We start from the raw sequence: 17,466 nt of genomic DNA on the forward strand, positions 1-17,466 counted from the left end.
CACCAGGTCAGTCCTGGAGCAGTTCCAGCGCGCGGGCCAGGTCGGCGGGGTACGGGCTGACGAACTCCACCCACCGGCCGTCGGCGGGGTGCTCGAAACCCAGCGCGTGCGCGTGCAGCCACTGCCGGGTCAGCCGCAGCCGCTTGGCCAGTGTCGGATCGGCGCCGTAGGTGAGGTCCCCGACGCACGGGTGCCGCAGCGCGGAGAAGTGCACCCGGATCTGGTGGGTGCGGCCGGTCTCCAGGGTGATGTCCAGCAGCGACGCCGAGCGGAACGCCTCGATGGTGTCGTAGTGCGTGACGCTGGGCCGGCCGCCTTCGACCACGGCGAACCGGTAGTCGTGGCGCGGGTGCCGGTCGATGGGCGCGTCGATGGTGCCGCGGCTCGGGTCCGGGTGGCCCTGCACGATCGCGTGGTAGCGCTTGGAGACCGAACGTTGCTTGAACGCCCGCTTCAGCGCGGTGTACGCGTGCTCGGACTTCGCGACGACCATCGCGCCGGTGGTGCCGACGTCGAGGCGGTGCACGATGCCCTGCCGCTCGGCTGCACCGGACGTCGAGACGCGGACGCCGAGCGCAGTCAGCCCGCCGATGACCGTCGGCCCGGTCCAGCCCGGGCTCGGGTGCGCGGCCACCCCGACCGGCTTGTCCACGACGACGATGTCGTCGTCCTCGTGCAGGACCGTGAGCCCGGCGACGACCTCCACCGGGCCGGCGATCTCGACCGGCGCGTCCGGGGCCGGCAGCTCGACCTCCAGCCAGCTGCCCGCGACCAGGCGATCGGACTTGCCCGCGGTGCGGCCGTCGACCGCGACCCGGCCGTCCTCGGCCAGCGTGGCCGCCACGGTGCGGGACAGCCCGAGCAGCCGGGAGAGCCCGGCGTCGACGCGCATCCCGTCGAGTCCGTCGGGCACCGGGAGTTGGCGCACGTCACTCATGAACGGCACCACCATCGCCGCCGGCCTCCTGTGTGTCGTCCTTCTTGCCCGGCGCGCGGGTGCCGTCGAGCTCGCGGCCGAGCAACGCGAGCAGCACCAGCAGCACGCCGCCGCTGACGATCGCGGAGTCGGCCAGGTTGAACACCGGCCACACGCTGCCGTCCGGCGCGAACAGGGACACGGTGTCGACGACGTGGCCGCGCAGCGGCCCCGGTGAGCGGAAGATCCGGTCGGTCAGGTTGCCCAGCGCACCGCCGAGGACGAGGCCGAGGGCCACCGCCCAGCCGACCGAGCGCAGCCGGCGGGAGATCCGGATGATCACGACGACGACCGCGATGGCCACCAGCGTGAGGACCCAGGTGTAACCGGTGGCCAGCGAGAACGCCGCGCCGGGGTTGCGCACCAGGACGAGGTACACCGCGCCGCCGAGCAGCTCGAGCGGCGGGCGGCCCTCCAGCAGTGCGACGCCGATGACTTTGGTGATGATGTCCGCGGCGAGCACGCAGGCCGCGATGAGGCCGAGCAACCGGACCCGACGGGGAGCGGCGACGACCGAGACGTCACGGGATGGTCGGGTCACGCTGCACATTCTTCCTCACCGGGCGGTGTGCCGGAGTCGCGCCACCGCACAGGGGGTGGATCAGCGGCCGGACTGGCCGTACCAGCGGGCCAGCCGGCCACGCCGGTCGACGGCGCGGATCCGTTCCTCGGCCGGTCCGCGCGCCTCGGCCGTGGTGACCACCAGCAGCTGGTCGCGCTCGCGGAGCCGGGTGTCGCCGTCGGGGGTGAACGCGGCGGCGTCGCGCACCACGAGGCTCACCGTGGCGCCGGCGGGCAGCCGCAGCTCGCGCAGGTACACCCCGCGCAACCGGGACCCGACCGGCACCCGGACCGTCAGCAGGTCCGCGCCCAGTTCGTCCAGCGGCGCGGCGTCCACCTCGATCTCCATCGGCTCGGCCGGCGTCGCCACCCGGAGCCTGCGGGCCACCCAGGGCAGCGTGCTGCCCTGCAGCAGGGTCAGCACCACGACCAGCACGAACACGACGTCGACCAGCCGGTTCCCGTTGGGTGCGCCCTCGGTCAGCGCGATCAGCGCGAGCACGATCGGCACCGCGCCGCGCAGCCCGGACCAGGACAGGAACGCCTGCTCGCGCCACGGCACCCGGAACGGGGTGGCCGCGGCGATCACCGACAGCGGCCGCGCGGCCAGCAGCAGCACCGCGCCGGCGATCAGTGCCGGGATCACCGCGTCCAGCAGCCGTGCCGGCGACACGTACAGCCCGAGCAGCACGAACAGCCCGATCTGGGCCAGCCAGCCCATGCCTTCGGCGAAGGACAGCACGCCGGCGCGGTGCGGCAGCTTCGCGTTGCCCAGGACCAGCGCCGCGACGTAGGTGGCCAGCAGACCGGATGCGTGCGCGAGCTGCCCGGCCGTGTAGGCGAGCACACAGGCCGCCATGGCGGCCAGCGGGTACAGGCCCGTCGCCGGCAGCGCGGCCCGGCGCAGCGCCCACCCGCCGGCGAACCCGAGCAGCGCCCCGACGACCGCGCCCGTGGCCAGCTCGTAGACGACCAGCAGCGGGGTCGTCCACGTGATCGGGTCGGTGGAGGCGAGCAGGATGACGGCGAGGACGACCGGCGCGTCGTTCATGCCCGACTCGAGCTCCAGCGCGCCGGCCAGCCGCGGGGACACCCCGACCCCGCGCAACACGCTGAACACCGCGGCGGCGTCGGTCGAGGACAGCACGGCGCCCCACAGGAACGCCTGCCGCCAGTCCAGCCCGAGCAGGTAGTGCAAGCCGGTCCCGGCCACCGCGATGCTCACCGCGACCGCGACGGTGGACAGCGCGACGCCCACCCCGAGCGACGGGCGCACCGCGTCCCAGCGGGTGGTGAGCCCACCTTCGATGAGGATGAACACCAGCGCGGCGATGCCGAGGTTCTCGGTGAGCCGAGCGTTGTCGAACTGCACCCCGAGCACGGATTCGCCGAGCAGGATGCCGATGCCCAGATACAGCAGCAGCGAAGGCAGCCCGAGGCGGACCGAGACCCGCACGGCGAGCACGCCGAGCAGCACCACAGCGGCAACGACGCCGAGAAGGACCTCCAGGCTCGCCATGCCCACCTCCGCCGCGGATCACCTTATCGGCGCAGGTCGCGGCGGCCGTTCGTGGGTCAGGCGGCGGCGATGCGCGGCGCCGCGGGGGTCGGCCTGCGATGCCCGAACCGGCCGAAGAACCAGATCACCGGCAGCGTGCACGCCAGCGACACGGCGATGTAGAGCGGGCGTTCCAGCCACCACACGAGGTCCGGCGCGGTCTTCTCGGCGAGCTCACCGTTCCAGGCGTAGATCAGCCCCCGGCCGATGGCCATCCCGGTGGTGTGGAACAGGAACACCGGCATGGCGAACCGGTTGATCACCTCGACGGCGCGCCGCGGCCCGGGCCGGTCGAGCCAGCGTCGCATCCCGGGCCGGGCCATCTCGGCCACCCCGACCTGGAACGCGAGCAGCGCGACGATGCACAGCGTCGGCGGCGCCATGTTCGAGGTCTCCCCCGGCACGCCGACCATCGAGCCGGGGTACAGCCCGGAGAACACGAACCCGACCAGCCCGAACAGCCCGGCCCACATCAGCGCGGCGTCGAGCTGGCGCGACGCCCTGACCAGCGCCTCGTAGTAGAACCCGGCCTGGAAGGCGAGCCCCCAGACCAGCACCATGTTCGCGTAGGCCAGCCCTTCGTAGCCGGCCCGGAAGCGCAGGATGTCGACCACCACGACGAGCCCGGCCATCCACACGAACGCGACCACACCGAACCGGCGCTGCAGCGCGAACCACACCGGGATGAGCGCGATCAACACCAGGTAGACGCCGATGAACCACAGCGGGCTGATCACCAGCAGCACCGCCCGGCCGACCCACTCCAGGTTGAACGCGGCGCCCAGGCCGAGTCCGAGGCCGATCCACACCGTGGCCAGCACCAGCGCGGGCAGCGACAGCTTCCTGATGTTGCGCCACACGAAGTGGCCGAGGTGCTCGCCGCGCGCCCGGGCCCGCTGCCAGGCCCGCAGGTGCACGTAGCCGCCCACGTAGAAGAACAGCGGCAGCACCTGGAACAGCCAGGTCAGCACCCACAGCCCGGAGGTGAAGCCGAGCGGGCTGGTCGCGGTGGGCCCGGTCGGGCCCCAGATCAGGATGGTGAACGCCCAGTGCCAGACCACCACGACGAGGATCGAGAACGCGCGCAGGAAGTCGACGTAGCGGTCGCGTTCCAGCGGCGGGGAGCCCGGCGCCGAGGCGCGTTGGGGCAGCGGGGCCGGCATTCCGGATGATCCGGGCACCTCTTCGGCCGGCGTGTCCAGTTGGTTCACGTCAGCAGCCCGCCGCGCTCGGCGCACGGTCGCCGGGACGCAGTGTCCGGTTCTTCGCTCGCATCCTCGCTCAGCCCGCCCCCTCTTGCTGCGCGACCCGGTCAGGTCGCGCAGGATGGTCGGCATGACGACCCTGGAGGCCGGCCCGGGGCTCCCGGTCCGCGCCGGACGCACGGTCCGACGCCGGCTGGGGTTGTTCTCGGCGATCACGATCATGGCAGCGTCGAACGTCGTCAGCAACCGGGTATGGCCCGAGGCCTACATCCCGTGGAACCTCGCGGTGGCGGCGATTCTGCTGGTCCTGGCCCGGCGCTGCGGGGTGACCTGGGGCGACCTCGGCCTGGGCAGCGCCCGGCTGCGCCGCGCCCTGCTCCACGGCGGTCTCGCCGCCGCGGCGGTCGGGCTGATCTACCTGGTGGCGGTGACGCTGCCGGCCACCCGCCCGGCGTTCCTGGACGCCCGGGCCGCGGGACCGCTGAGCAGCGTCCTGTTCGCCGCACTGGTCCGGATCCCGCTGGGCACGGTCGTGCTGGAGGAGACGGCGTTCCGCGGCGTGCTGCCGGCGCTGGTCGGTGGCGGCTGGTGGCGTGGCACGCTGGTGTCCTCGGCGCTGTTCGGGCTCTGGCACGTGCTGCCGTCGATGGGGATGAGCAGCGCGAACGCCGCCGTCGGCGAGTACGTCGGCGGCTGGGGCACGGTCGCGCAGGTCGCGCTCGCGGTGCTGGGCACGTTCGCAGCCGGCGTCCTGCTGTGCGCCTGGCGCCGCTGGGGCGGGCACCTGGTCACGCCGATGCTCGCGCACCTGGCGACCAACTCCCTCGGCGTGCTCGTCGCCTGGTGGATGATCACCCCCTGACCCCGCGAGTCGCCGCTTTTCGTCGCGCGAGTCGCCCTGTTTCGTCGCGCGAGTCGGCAGTTCTGGGCGCGCGAGTCGACCTGTTCCGTGCGCGCGTCCTGTTCCGTGCGCGCGTCGCGGTCAGGCCGTGCGCCAGGTCAGCGTCGCCGCCAGCCGGGGCCGCGGCGGGAGCTCGTCCATCGCGGCCGCGACCTCGACGACCCGGTCCGCCGGCAGACACAGCCTGCGGGTCACCCAGGCCGGGTGCTGGCGCGGCGGGTTCACCCGCTCCCAACCCGTCACGGTGGGCGTCACCCCCAACTCGGCGAGTACCGCGACCGCGTCGTCCGTGGTGGCCGGCGGCGGGCGGTGCAGGTTGTGGAAGCGGACCCACAGCGGGTCGAGCCAGGCCATCGGGTGCTGGGCCAACATCTCGATCACCACCCCGCGCCGGGCCGCCGCGGACAGCGCGGTCAGGAACGGCTCCAGCTCGACCACGTTGTGCAGCACGTGGTGGCACACCACGACATCGGCGGTGCCCGCCGCCGCCGCCGCATCCGGCCACTCGCCCAGCACCGTGTCGTACGGGACGCCACGGGCCGTCGCACCCACCGCGAACGCGTCGAGCATGTCCTGCGCGCGATCCAAGCCGATCAGGTGGGCGGCCCGCCCGACCAGGGCCAGCGACGCCACCCCACCGCCGCAGCCGACGTCGAGCACGGTGCCGCCGCCCGGGCCGAGCAGGTCCAGCGCCGCTCGCCGGGACGGGGTGTCGACCGGCTCCTCGGGCGCCGCGAAGTCCTTCGGGTCGTGCGTCCAGGGGCTGGCCTCGGCCCGCGCGAGGATCTCCGGGGGCACCCCCCGGCCTGACTGCAACTCCCGCCACCGATCTGCCGCCGCGCCCATCACCCGCCCAGCCTAGATCGGCCCGGCCGCCTCCCGATCATCCAGGCCGACGACGACCTGCGGCAAGTAACGCAGGAACGGGCCCCACGAGTGGTTCATAGCAAGTTCATAGCGATTGCCGGCCCACGAGCATCGAGAATCGGAAAAGACACCGGGGGAACCCGTCTCCACTCTGCCACGATGAGCGCGCCAGTGGACCGAGGGGTGCGTCATTCGATTTCTTGCCGCGGCAAGGGGGGTAAGCCGATGCCGGGTGTATCGAGAGCCTCATCGGAGCACCGCGACGGATCCGGGTACCGGTGGCGGCGTCTGACCGTCGGATCCGTTTTCGCGGCCGTGGCCCTGATCGCCGCGGGCTGCAGCACGACGTCGACCGGTCAGAATCCACCACCGACCGTCGCCGGCCCGGGACCGGCGCCGCAGACCGGCGCTCCGTCCACCGGCGGGGGGCTCGCCGGGATGGGCCGACCGGCGCCGCAGACCAACTGCACGGCGCGGGCCACCGACGCGGCGTCGCTGGAAGAGGCCCTGGCGGGCGCCGCTCCGGGCAGCCTGATCTGCGTCACCGGTGACATGGGCGCGACCCGGTTGGAGATCAGGAACTCCGGGACCCCGCAGGCCCCGATTCACATCCTCGGTGACGGCAGGACCACCGTCCACGGCATCACCGTCACCGCGAACGATGTGATCGTCGAGGGGGTCAACGCGGTGAACGCCGACGCACCCGGCATCTCGCTCACCGGAAACGACATCACTGTGATCAACGACAGTTCGATAAGCCCGCGGGGCGGCGACGGCGACGCACTGCGCTTCTGGGGTAACAACATCAAGATTCTGCACAACACGATGCGCGACACCCGGAACCTCAACGGGGCGCATGCCGACTGCATGCAGACTTTCGCCACCGATTCCGAACACGTCGCCAGTCAGCACGTTCTCATCGACAACAACAGATGCGAGCAGATCGACAACACGTGTCTCATCGTCGAGGGCCCGAACAGCAGCGCGGGAGACGGCAGCGGCGTCGGTGAGACCTCGGACATCACCTTCAGCAACAACTATTGCGACGCCCACGCCTCCGAGGCCGTGTTCATGGACGACGTGCAGAACGTGACGCTGACGGGCAACGACATCGTGGGCCGGCAGAGCCACGCGTTCGCCTTCCAGAACCAGGTCGTCAACGCCCACGTCGGCAACAACACGATCGGCCCCGACATCCGGTACGAGGTCGGGATCGACGACTCGTCCATGCAGGGCTACCAGGGCCCGCCTCCGGGCGGGGCCCCGTAGCAGCCGCAGCAACGCCGGGCGGGCCGTCCTTGGTCGGAGCGGCCCGCCCGGGCGGTGCGCCTTGTCGCGACGACCGCGGAGAACCCGTGACTCGCGCGCCCAGATCCGCCGACTCGCGCGCCCGAAAGTGCCGACTCGCGCGCCGGAAACGGGCGACTCGCGGGAGGGGTCAGGACCGGGTGCGGGTCACCTGCACCCGGACCTCGGCGTTTGCGCCGGACCCGTTGCCCTCGCCGCCGTCAGCCACCGATCCGGTCAGCGTCGGCTCGGCCACCTCGGCGTAGTCCACCGACGTCGCCAGCACCTCCCCGGCCACGAAGTCCCGGTGGGCGCGGACCGCGTCGAGGACCGATGCCGGCCCGTCGAGGGTCAGCGCGATCCGGTCGGAGACCTCGAGACCGGCGTCGCGGCGGGCCTGCTGCACCACCCGGACCACGTCGCGGGCCACGCCCTCGGCGGCCAGCTCCGGCGTCACGACGGTGTCCAGCACGACCAGCCCGCTGTTCCCCGGCAGCGCCCCGGTCTCCTTCGGGTCGGCGGCGACGAGCCGCTCGGTGAACTCGCCCGGCAGCAGCTCGATGCCGGCCGCGGTCACCGTGCCGTCGGCGTCCTGCTGCCACTCCCCCGCCTTGACCGCGCGGATCACCTTCTGGGTCTCCGCGCCCAGGCGCGGACCGGCGACCCGGGCGTTGACCGCGATCTCGAAGCGGCCGTGCCTGGCGACGTCGCGGGTCAGATCGACGGCCTTGACGTTGACCTCGTCGCGCAGGATGTCCCCGAACGGTTCGAGCGCGTCGGCGTCCGAGGCGGCCACCGTCAGCTTGGCCAGCGGCAGGCGGACCCGCAGCCCACGGGCCTTGCGCAGCGACAGCGCGGCCGAGGCGACCTGGCGCACCCGGTCCATGGCCGCGACGAGCGCGTCGTCGTGCGGCAGCTCATCGGACGACGGCCAGTCGGTCAGGTGCACCGAGCGGCCGCCGGTGAGCCCCTGCCAGATCTTCTCCATGGTCAGCGGCAGCAGCGGCGCGGCCACCCGCGCGGTCACCTCGAGCACCGTGTGCAGGGTGTCGATCGCGTCGGCGTCGCCGTCCCAGAACCGCTCCCGGGACCGGCGCACGTACCAGTTGGTCAGCACCTCGGCGTGGTCGCGGATCCGCTCACAGGCCCCGGCGATGTCGTAGACCTCCATCGCCGCGGTCACCTCGTCGACGAGCGACGCGGTCTTGGCCAGCACGTACCGGTCGAGCACGTGGGTGCTGTCGGTGCGGGTGGTGCCCCGGCGCGCCGCCGCGTTCGAGTAGAGCGACAGGAAGTACCAGGTGTTCCACAGCGGCAGGATGGCCTGCCGGACGCCCTCCCGGATGCCCTGCTCGGTGACGATCAGGTTTCCGCCGCGCAGGATCGGCGACGCCATGAGGAACCAGCGCATCGCATCGGAGCCGTCCCGGTCGAAGACCTCGGTGACGTCCGGATAGTTGCGCCGCGACTTGGACATCTTCTGCCCGTCGTCGCCGAGCACGATGCCGTGTGCGACGACGGAGGAGAACGCGGGCCGGTCGAACAGCGCGGTGGCCAGCACGTGCAGCGTGTAGAACCAGCCGCGGGTCTGGCCGTTGTACTCGACGATGAAGTCGCCCGGGTAATGGTGCTCGAACCACTCGGTGTTCTCGAACGGGTAGTGCACCTGCGCGAACGGCATCGAACCGGACTCGAACCAGCAGTCCAGCACCTCCGGCACCCGGCGCATCGTCGACGCACCCGTAGGGTCGTCCGGGTTGGGCCGGGTCAGCTCGTCGACGTAGGGCCGGTGCAGGTCGGTGGGGCGCACGCCGAAGTCGCGCTCGAGCTCGTCGAGCGAGCCGTACACATCGGTACGCGGGTAGCGCGGGTCGTCGGACACCCACACCGGGATCGGGCTGCCCCAGTACCGGTTACGGGAGATCGACCAGTCCCTGGCGCCCTCCAGCCACTTGCCGAACTGCCCGTCGCGGACGTGCTCGGGCACCCAGGTGATCTGCTTGTTCAGCTCGACCATCCGCTCGCGGAACGCGGTGACCTGCACGAACCACGAGTCCACGGCGCGCTGGATCAGCGGGTTGCCACAGCGCCAGCAGTGCGGGTACGGGTGGTCGTACGTCTCGTGGCGCAGCAGCACACCCGTGGCGTGCGCCGCACCGTCGCGCAGGTCGCGGATGATCTGCGCGTTCGCGTCGAACACCTGCATGCCGGTGTAGGGCGGCACCTCGGTGGTGAACCGGCCGCGCGCGTCCACCGGGACGACGGCCTCGATGCCGGCCGCGTCGGTGACGACCTTGTCCTCTTCACCGAACGCCGGCGCGATGTGCACCAGCCCGGTGCCGTCCTCGGTGGTGACGTAGTCGGCGGGCAGCACCTGGTGGGCGTTCTCCCGGCCGGTGAAGAAACCGAACGGCGGGGTGTAGGTCAGGCCGAGCAGGTCGGAGCCCTTGAGCCGGCGCAGCACCCGGGGCTGTTCGCCCAGTTCACGGGCGTAGGGCGCGAGCCGGGCCTCGGCGAGGACGTAGCGCTCCCCGCCGTGGTCGGCATCGGTCTCGACCAGCACGTAGTCGACGTCGGGGTGCACCGCGACCGCCAGGTTCGACGGCAGCGTCCACGGCGTCGTCGTCCAGACCAGGGCCAACGCCCCGTCCAGCTCCTCGCCGGGGTCGATCTCCTCGCCACCGGTCTCCTCGCTCGGAGTCGGCCGCCCGTCGACCTCCGGCGGCACGTGCAGTCGCAGCCCGACCGTGACCGCCGGGTCCTGCCGGTCCAGGTAGACGTCGTCCATCTTGGTCTCGGTGGCCGACAGCGGCGTCTCGCAGCGCCAGCAGTACCAGAGCACCCGGAACCCGGAGTAGACCAGACCCTTGTCCCACAGGGTCTTGAACGCCCACATGACGCTTTCCATGTAGTCCAGGTCGAGCGTCTTGTAGTCGTGGTCGAAGTCGACCCAGCGGGCCTGCCGGGTGACGTAGTCGCGCCACTCGTCGGTGTAGCGCAGCACGGAGGTGCGGCAGGCCTCGTTGAAGGCCGCGACGCCCATCTCCTCGATCTCGGACTTGTGCTTGATCCCGAGCTGGCGCTCCGCCTCGACCTCGGCCGGCAGGCCGTGGGTGTCCCAGCCGAACCGGCGCTCGACGTGCTTGCCGCGCATCGTCCGGTAGCGCGGGACGACGTCCTTGACATAGCCGGTCAGCAGGTGCCCGTAGTGCGGTAGGCCGTTGGCGAACGGCGGGCCGTCGTAGAAGACGAACTCGTTGCTGCCGTTCTCCCCGGCCGGCCGGGCCTCGACGGAGGCGACGAACGTCCCGTCGGCGTCCCAGAAGTCGAGGACCTCGCGCTCGAGCGCGGGAAAGGACGGGTGCGCGGGAACTGCGGGATAACCGCTGCCCGTGCGCTCGGTGTCGCTGACCATCGTGGTGCTCCTCGTGCGGCGCTGTCGTTCTCACCTGCACGGGGACGACGGACCGTTCCCGGCCGCCGCGGTACCACCCCGCTTGCCGTCCGGCGTTGGTACCGCCGGTACGGCCTCTCGATTCATGGCTGTGACGGGCCGCTCCCGTCCGGTTCTACTCCAGGCGGCAGGCCGCCTGTTTCTTCCGGAGGCTCCCCGGTGATGGCCGGATCAATGCCTGTGGTGTCACTTCTCATAGAGAGTAGCGCGCGGGAGCCACCCGGTATTCCGCGGTCCGCGACTCCCGCGCACCGGGCCGGTCAGCGGGTGGTGGCGGGGTGCCGGCTGCTGAGCGTGCGGTCGGGGGCGCACCAGCCGCAGGGAGTGAAGCCGAGCTCCACCGCCTCCTTGACCGGGAGCGGGATGAGCGGCTTGCCGGGCAGCGACCGGCATCCGGCCACGTGGTAACGCGGCTGCTCGTCGATGACGACGACCTCGTCCTCCAGTTCGGCGACGAGAGCGGCGGCGTCGGCGTCCCGGGGCTCCTCCGGCGGCTCGCCGTTGGGCCCGGGTGGCGACAGCGCGGCACCGCGCGGGTCCTGCTGCTGCGGTCCGCGCGCGTCCTGCGGTTGGCGGGGCCGTTGCTCGGCGCGGGCATCCCCGGGGGCACCACCTGCCGCGGCGCCCGCCGGCGCGCCGGGGGGAGCGGTCTCCGGAGGCGGCGGGGTGACCACGCCGGGGCCGGCCGCAGCGGGGAAACCCGCGGCCGGCACCGCGACCGTGGGCCCGTCGATCCCGCCGCCGTCGCCCGCAGCGGCGTGGGGCACACCGCTGGCGGTCGTCGCATCCCGCGACTCGGACTCGGCCCGGTCGCCGGCCTCACCAGGCTCGGCGCCCGCGGCGTTCTGGGAACCGGTCGCCACGGCCGGCTCCCCCGCTTCGTCCGCGGGGGCCGCTGGCGCCTGGGGGCTTCCGGCGGCTGCGGGTGCCTCCACCGGCTCGGGCGCCGCGGGGGCGTCCTCGGCGGCGGTCGCTCCGCTGTCCGATTCGGGCGCGCCGCCGACTCCCGTGGGCGACGGCTCATCGCCGGATTCGATCACGCTCGGTGACGAAATATCGCCTGATGGGGTAACCGGGCTGCTAGCGCCGGACGGTCGGTCCGCAGAGCCGGACGGTTGGATCACCGGCATCACGACGGTTTGCTGGGAGTCCACCGCCGGATCGAACGGCGGCTCCGGGGCCGGCGCGGCGGACGGCGCGGGCGCCGCAGCCGCCGACGGCCCCGCCGGGGCCCCGGCCAGCCCGTTCCCGGACGGCCCACGGGCCGGCGCCCCCGGCACGGGACCGGCGGCAGGGATGACCGGGATGACCTCGGTGGCCGGGTCCAGGTGCGCCGCGGGCGGGGGCGGCGCATCGGCGGCCGAACCGGTCTCGGCACCGGCCTTGACCGCCGCGCGGCGCTGCAGCCAGTCGACGAGCAGCACTGCGGCGGCACCCACGCTCACCACGACGGAGACCCAGGCCCACAGCACGCTGCCCGAGAGCAGCGCGACCACCAGCAGGCCGAAGGCGATCAGGACAAGGATCAGAACCAGCAGCAGCACGATTCGCTCCGTGTGCGGCGGCGCGGCGTGGGGCCGGCCACCCAGTAGGTCAGGTGATCGGGCGAGACGGGCGGATCAGTTGCCCGCGTCGGCGCGCTGACCGTACCCGGTCGCGGCGTAGCCGCTGCTCGGGTTCGACCGGGCGTCCGACGGAGCAGCCGAGGCACGACCCTCCAGGTCCCGCAGCTGCGACTCCAGGTAGGTCTTGAGTCGCGTGCGGTACTCACGCTCGAAGGTCCGCAGCTCGTCGATCTTCTTCTCCAGGACGGACTTGTCGCGCTGGATGGTCCCGATGATCTCGGTCTGCTTGCGCTCGGCGTCGCCGACCAGCGTCGCAGCCTTGTCGCGCGACTGCCGCTCGAGCGTCTCCGCCCTGGTGCGGGCGTCGTTCAGCATGGTCTCGGCGCGCGAGCGCGCGTCGTTGACCAGGCCGTCGGACTTGGTGCGGGCCTCGGAGAGCAGCTGCTCGGACTTGGTCCGGGCGTCGGCCAGCATGGAGTCGGCCTCGTTCTTGGCCTCGGCGGTGAGCCGGTCGGCCATCTCCTGGGCCAGGCCCAGCACCTTCGCGGCCTGGACGTGGTGGTCACCACCGGCCAGATCGCCGGCGTCGGCCATCTGGGGCGGCGGGGCGGACATGGTCCGCTGCGGCTCCAGCGGCCGCTGGGCCGGCGGCTCGACGGCGCGCTGCATCTGCTGCGTGGGAGGCGGGCCGGCCGGTCCTCCCATCGAGCCTGTCTGCGGACGCGAGCGGGCGTCCTCCAGGTCGGCCTGTGCGTTCCCGAGACGCTGCTCGAGCTGGGAGACCTGCTCGCGCAGGTCATCGTTCTCCTCGATCAGGCGGGCCAGCTCGGCCTCGACCAGGTCGAGGAACGCGTCGACCTCGTCCTCGTTGTACCCCCTCTTCCCGATCGGGGGCTTGCTGAACGCGACGTTGTGAACGTCGGCGGGCGTCAGCGGCATCGGATCACCTCATGCAGTCCTCGGCGGCGAAACCGGGTGACTGGGGCTCACACCGGCGTCGGCTGGGCAACGTTCATCAGTATGAACACGACCAACAGCAGAACCATAATCGACAGGTCCAGTCCCACGCCCCCGATCCGGACGACGGGGATCACTCTCCGCAACAACTTCACCGGCGGATCGGTCACGGTGAAGATCACTTCGAGGGCCACCGCACTGTGCCCAGCGGGCACCCACTGACGCGCGAAGGAGCGCACCAGCTCGACCACGATCCGGGCCGTGAGCAGCAGCCAGAAGAAGAAGAGGGCGTAGTAGACGACGAAATGGAGGAGGAGGGACACGCCTCAATCCTGTCGGAACAGCCCGCGTTCTGCGAGCCTCCGGGCGTCGTCGGCCGAGACCTCGACATCCGCAGGTGTGAGAAGGAAGACGCGGCTGGTGACCTTGTCGATCGAGCCGCGCAGCGCGAAGGCCAGCCCGGCCGCGAAGTCGACGAGCCGCTTGGCCGCCGCGTCGTCGAGTTCTGTGAGATTCATGATGACCGGCACGCCGTCGCGGTAGCGCTCACCGATCGTGCGCGCCTCGTTGTAGCTGCGCGGCTGCAGGGTCGTGATCTTCGCCAGGGCGGCCGCGCCGCGGTCGCGCTGCTCCGGCACCGCACTGGGCGTCACGGGCCGCTCCACGGGCCGCACGGGCTCGCGCAGGCCGGCCTCCGGGTCGACGGCCAGCGCGCCGCGGACCGCGGGCGGACCGAGACCCGAGCCCCCGATCCCGCTCAGCCCACGCGGCGGCTCCCGGTCGATCCGGGACTCGGCGCGAATGTCACGCGCGGTACGGTCCACCACGCCGGGCCGGGCGGCCGCCCGGTGCGCCCAGTCGTCGTCGTAGCGGTCCTCGGCGCGGTCGTCGTAGTCGAAACGGTCCCCCGCGTCGGACCAGCGGTCGTCCGCGGCGCGCCGCGGAGCCGCCCGGTGCCGATCGACGAACGAGTCCATCCCCGGCTCGTCGGCGTACTCGCCCATCTCCTCGGCGGGCACCATTCCGAAGTAGGCCTTGAGCCGGTACATCGCGCCCATCCGCGCTCCCATCATCGACGCCCCCGTCGTCGAGTCGCCCCCGCGACCGACGATCACCCCGAGGCTATCCGCCGTTCCCCCACAAGGGCCGTTCCGACACGCACGCTCGTCGATCCGTGACGGATCGCCACCTCGAGATCGCCGCTCATGCCGGCCGAGAGCTCGGTCGCCGCCGGGTGCGCGGCCCGCAGCCGGGCCGCGGCGGCCTCGACCGCGGCGAACGCGGCGTCCGGGTCGGCGCCGAGCGGCGCGACGGTCATCAACCCGTCCAGCCGCAAGGCGGGACACCCGGCGACGTGGTCGGCGAGCTGCAGCAGCCCGTCCGGGCCGTCCAGGGGGATCCCGCCGCGCTTCGGGTCGCCGTCCACGCTGTACTGCAGCAGCACCGACAGCGGCGCGTCGCGCTGCCCCTCGTCGGCGGCGCGGCGGACCGCGGCGTCCAGCGCGTCGGCCAGCCGGACCGAGTCCACGGACTCCACGCGGGCCGCCCACGGTGCCACCGTGCGCGCCTTGTTGCGCTGCAGGCCGCCGACGAAGTGCCAGCGCGGCGTGGCCGCGGGCCGGAGCTCGGCGACCTCGACGGCCTTGGCCGCGGCCTCCTGGGCCCGGTTCTCGCCGAACGCCTCGACCCCGAGGTCGATGAGGGTGGCGACGTCGACGGCCGGCACGGTCTTCGTGACGGCCAGCAGGGCCACCTCGCCCGGATTCCGGCCGGCGGCGCTGCAGGCCGCTGCGATCCGCTCGCGGACGGCTTCCAGACGCCCCGCGAGCTCCGCACGCCGCTGCTCGGTCACCACACCCACTCGTACTCCCTCACGCCGCGCCGCCGGATGCAGACCGTCGTATCAGATCCGCGGATGGCGACGGCCTGCATCCAGGGTGCGGGAGAGAAGGGTCACCCGGTGGGATCCAGCCACGTCAGCGCGGCCAGGCGGCCGGTGCGCCCTTCGCGGCGGTGGCTGTAGAGGTCGGGATCCTCCATGGTGCAGCGCGGGTCCACGCCGATCCGGGCGACGCCGAGCTCGGTGAGCTGGCGGTGGAGCCCGGCCCGGATGTCCAGCCCGGGCGTGCCCCGGCGGGTCCGGCAGCCGCTGCCCGGCAGGGCCGCCTCCACCTCTGCGCGCATCTGCGCGGGCACCTCGTAGCAGGCCCCGCACACCGCGGGCCCCAGCAGCACCTCGAGCGCCTCCGGACGGGCGCCCAGCTCCACCATGGCCGCCACGACCGCCGGGACGACCCCGGCGGCCGCCCCGACGCGACCGGCATGTGCGGCCCCCACCACCCCGGCTCCGGGGTCGGCGAGCAGCACCGGGACGCAGTCGGCGGCGAGCACCGCCAGCGCGACACCGGGCTGCGCGGTGACGGCGGCGTCGGTCTCCGGGATGTCGGGCGCGGCCGGGTCGGCCGGCCGGTCGACCGTCGCCACCGTGGTGCCGTGCACCTGCTGCAGGAACACCGCACCGCCCGGGGCCAGCCCGAGTTCGGCGACCAGCCGGCGCCGGTTCGCGGCGACCGCCGCGGGGTCGTCACCGACCCCGCGGGAGAGGTTGAAGCTCCGGAACGGCCCGGTGGACCGCCCGCCGGCGCGGGTGGTCACGACCCGTCGGACGCGCACCCCGGTCAGTCCCCTGGTCAACGCCGCATGAACGGCGGGACGTCCACGTCGTCGTCGAGGTCGGCGTCGGCGGCCAGGGCCGAGGACCCGGTCGTGGACGGCGACGACGGCGGTACCGGGGAGGCTGCGGGCGTCGACGACGCGGGCGACGGCGAGGACGCCGCCGGCGCGGCGGACGGCTCGGTGGCGGCCGGCTGGCCGCCCTGCTCGGTCGTCGCCGGGTCACGGCGCGGCGTCTCGGGCTGGCGCGGCGCGGGCGGCGAGTACGGCGTCGCGGGCGGAAGCGAGCCGGCCTGGTTGGCGCTCACCGGCGTCCCGTTGCCCGTGCCGTTGCCGGTGCCCGCGGGCGCACCGTTCCCGGCCGGCGGAGTGGCCGGAGCGGCCGGGGCCGCAGCCGCGGCGGTCGTGCCGCTCTCCCCTGGCGCGACGGACGCCGGCTCCCCGGACCGGAACGCGGCCGGCTCCAGCTTCTTGTGCGTCGGGGTGCCACCCTCGAACCCGGCAGCTATCACCGTGACCCGCACCTCGTCGCCGAGCGAGTCGTCGATGACCGTGCCGAAGATGATATTGGCCTCGGGGTGGGCCGCCTCCTGCACCAGCGACGCGGCCTCGTTGATCTCGAACAGACCGAGGTCCGATCCGCCGGCGATCGACAGCAGCACGCCCTGCGCGCCGTCCATGGACGCCTCGAGCAGCGGCGAGTTGATGGCCTTGCCGGCGGCCTGCACGGCGCGGCCCTCGCCGCGCGAGGAACCGATGCCCATCAGCGCGCTGCCGGCCCCGGACATGACGCTCTTCACGTCGGCGAAGTCGAGGTTGATCAGACCCGGGGTGGTGATCAGGTTGGTGATCCCCTGGACACCGGAGAGCAGCACCTCGTCGGCCGAGCGGAACGCGTCCATCAGGGACACGCCCACGTCGCCGAGCTGCAGCAGCCGGTCGTTCGGGATGACGATCAGAGTGTCGCACTCGTTGCGCAGCGACTGGATGCCGTCCTCCGCCTGACCGGCACGGCGCTTGCCCTCGAAGGTGAACGGGCGGGTGACCACGCCGATGGTCAGTGCGCCCAGCTTGCGGGCGATGCTGGCCACGACGGGCGCGCCGCCGGTGCCGGTGCCGCCGCCCTCGCCGGCGGTCACGAAGACCATGTCGGCCCCCTTGAGGACCTCCTCGATCTCCTCGCGGTGGTCCTCGGCGGCCTTGCGGCCGACCTCGGGGTTGGCCCCGGCGCCGAGGCCCCGGGTGAGCTCACGGCCGATGTCGAGCTTGACGTCCGCGTCGGACATCAGCAGAGCCTGCGCATCAGTGTTCACCGCGATGAACTCGACGCCCTTGAGGCCGACCTCGATCATGCGGTTGACGGCGTTCACGCCGCCGCCACCGATGCCGACGACCTTGATCACGGCCAGGTAGTTGTGCGGGGGCGTCATGCAAGGCACCTTCCAGTCCAGCGGGTCCGGTC

Annotated in this window: 15 protein-coding genes; 2 read left to right on the forward strand and 13 right to left on the reverse strand. The window is 72.9% G+C overall.

Features of this window, described 5'->3' with window-relative positions; translation table 11 throughout:
* Positions 1-7: 7 nt before the first annotated feature.
* The 4 genes from HF526_RS23300 to HF526_RS23315 all read right to left on the reverse strand — a co-directional run bounded on the left by HF526_RS23300 (position 8) and on the right by HF526_RS23315 (position 4,306).
* On the reverse strand, positions 8-937 hold the full coding sequence (locus HF526_RS23300; RefSeq protein ID WP_169383689.1) for an RluA family pseudouridine synthase: 930 nt from the start codon (positions 935-937) through the stop codon (positions 8-10).
* Entirely contained in the window at positions 930-1,463 is a 534-nt protein-coding gene (lspA, locus tag HF526_RS23305) for a signal peptidase II (protein ID WP_239029058.1), read from the reverse strand. The genes HF526_RS23300 and lspA overlap by 8 nt, the downstream gene beginning before the upstream one ends.
* A 114-nt stretch (positions 1,464-1,577) precedes the next feature.
* Positions 1,578-3,056 (reverse strand): potassium/proton antiporter, encoded by a 1,479-nt coding sequence (locus HF526_RS23310; protein WP_169383691.1) that lies wholly within the window; start codon positions 3,054-3,056, stop codon positions 1,578-1,580.
* A 56-nt stretch (positions 3,057-3,112) separates the two neighbouring features.
* A complete protein-coding gene (locus HF526_RS23315; protein ID WP_338051688.1) occupies positions 3,113-4,306 on the reverse strand; it encodes an acyltransferase family protein in 1,194 nt (397 codons plus the stop codon).
* 124 nt (positions 4,307-4,430) lie between these two features.
* On the opposite strand from HF526_RS23315, the gene HF526_RS23320 reads away from it, so the two are divergent.
* Positions 4,431-5,162, forward strand: coding sequence for a CPBP family intramembrane glutamic endopeptidase (locus HF526_RS23320; RefSeq protein WP_169383692.1), 732 nt, complete (start codon positions 4,431-4,433; stop codon positions 5,160-5,162).
* 120 nt (positions 5,163-5,282) lie between these two features.
* Here the strand turns inward: HF526_RS23320 and HF526_RS23325 are convergent, their stop codons facing one another.
* On the reverse strand, positions 5,283-6,047 hold the full coding sequence (locus HF526_RS23325) for a class I SAM-dependent methyltransferase (RefSeq protein ID WP_211177680.1): 765 nt from the start codon (positions 6,045-6,047) through the stop codon (positions 5,283-5,285).
* Positions 6,048-6,506: 459 nt separating this feature from the next.
* On the opposite strand from HF526_RS23325, the gene HF526_RS23330 reads away from it, so the two are divergent.
* Positions 6,507-7,337, forward strand: coding sequence for a right-handed parallel beta-helix repeat-containing protein (locus tag HF526_RS23330; RefSeq protein WP_169383694.1), 831 nt, complete (start codon positions 6,507-6,509; stop codon positions 7,335-7,337).
* A gap of 169 nt (positions 7,338-7,506) precedes the next feature.
* On the opposite strand, the gene ileS is transcribed toward HF526_RS23330, so the two are convergent.
* The 8 genes from ileS to ftsZ all read right to left on the reverse strand — a co-directional run bounded on the left by ileS (position 7,507) and on the right by ftsZ (position 17,434).
* Positions 7,507-10,770 carry an isoleucine--tRNA ligase gene (ileS, locus tag HF526_RS23335; protein WP_169383695.1) on the reverse strand — a complete coding sequence of 1,088 codons (3,264 nt, stop codon included), beginning with the start codon at positions 10,768-10,770 and terminating at the stop codon, positions 7,507-7,509.
* A 299-nt stretch (positions 10,771-11,069) separates the two neighbouring features.
* Positions 11,070-12,353, reverse strand: a complete 1,284-nt coding sequence (locus HF526_RS23340) for a hypothetical protein (protein WP_169383696.1) — start codon at positions 12,351-12,353, stop codon at positions 11,070-11,072.
* Between the two features lie 75 nt (positions 12,354-12,428).
* On the reverse strand, positions 12,429-13,313 hold the full coding sequence (gene wag31, locus HF526_RS23345) for a DivIVA-like cell division protein Wag31 (RefSeq protein ID WP_169383697.1): 885 nt from the start codon (positions 13,311-13,313) through the stop codon (positions 12,429-12,431).
* A gap of 47 nt (positions 13,314-13,360) precedes the next feature.
* Positions 13,361-13,654, reverse strand: a complete 294-nt coding sequence (locus HF526_RS23350; RefSeq protein ID WP_169383698.1) for a YggT family protein — start codon at positions 13,652-13,654, stop codon at positions 13,361-13,363.
* A 3-nt stretch (positions 13,655-13,657) separates the two neighbouring features.
* A complete protein-coding gene (locus HF526_RS23355) occupies positions 13,658-14,389 on the reverse strand; it encodes a cell division protein SepF (protein ID WP_169383713.1) in 732 nt (243 codons plus the stop codon).
* A 53-nt stretch (positions 14,390-14,442) separates the two neighbouring features.
* A complete protein-coding gene (locus HF526_RS23360; protein WP_169383714.1) occupies positions 14,443-15,183 on the reverse strand; it encodes a YggS family pyridoxal phosphate-dependent enzyme in 741 nt (246 codons plus the stop codon).
* A 101-nt stretch (positions 15,184-15,284) separates the two neighbouring features.
* Positions 15,285-16,004, reverse strand: a complete 720-nt coding sequence (pgeF, locus tag HF526_RS23365; protein WP_169383715.1) for a peptidoglycan editing factor PgeF — start codon at positions 16,002-16,004, stop codon at positions 15,285-15,287.
* Between the two features lie 17 nt (positions 16,005-16,021).
* Complete coding sequence (ftsZ, locus tag HF526_RS23370; protein WP_169383699.1) at positions 16,022-17,434, reverse strand: cell division protein FtsZ; 1,413 nt, start codon at positions 17,432-17,434, stop codon at positions 16,022-16,024.
* Between the last annotated feature and the right edge of the window lie 32 nt (positions 17,435-17,466).

The organism is Pseudonocardia acidicola (genome assembly GCF_012911935.1).
GTDB lineage: Bacteria > Actinomycetota > Actinomycetes > Mycobacteriales > Pseudonocardiaceae > Pseudonocardia > Pseudonocardia acidicola.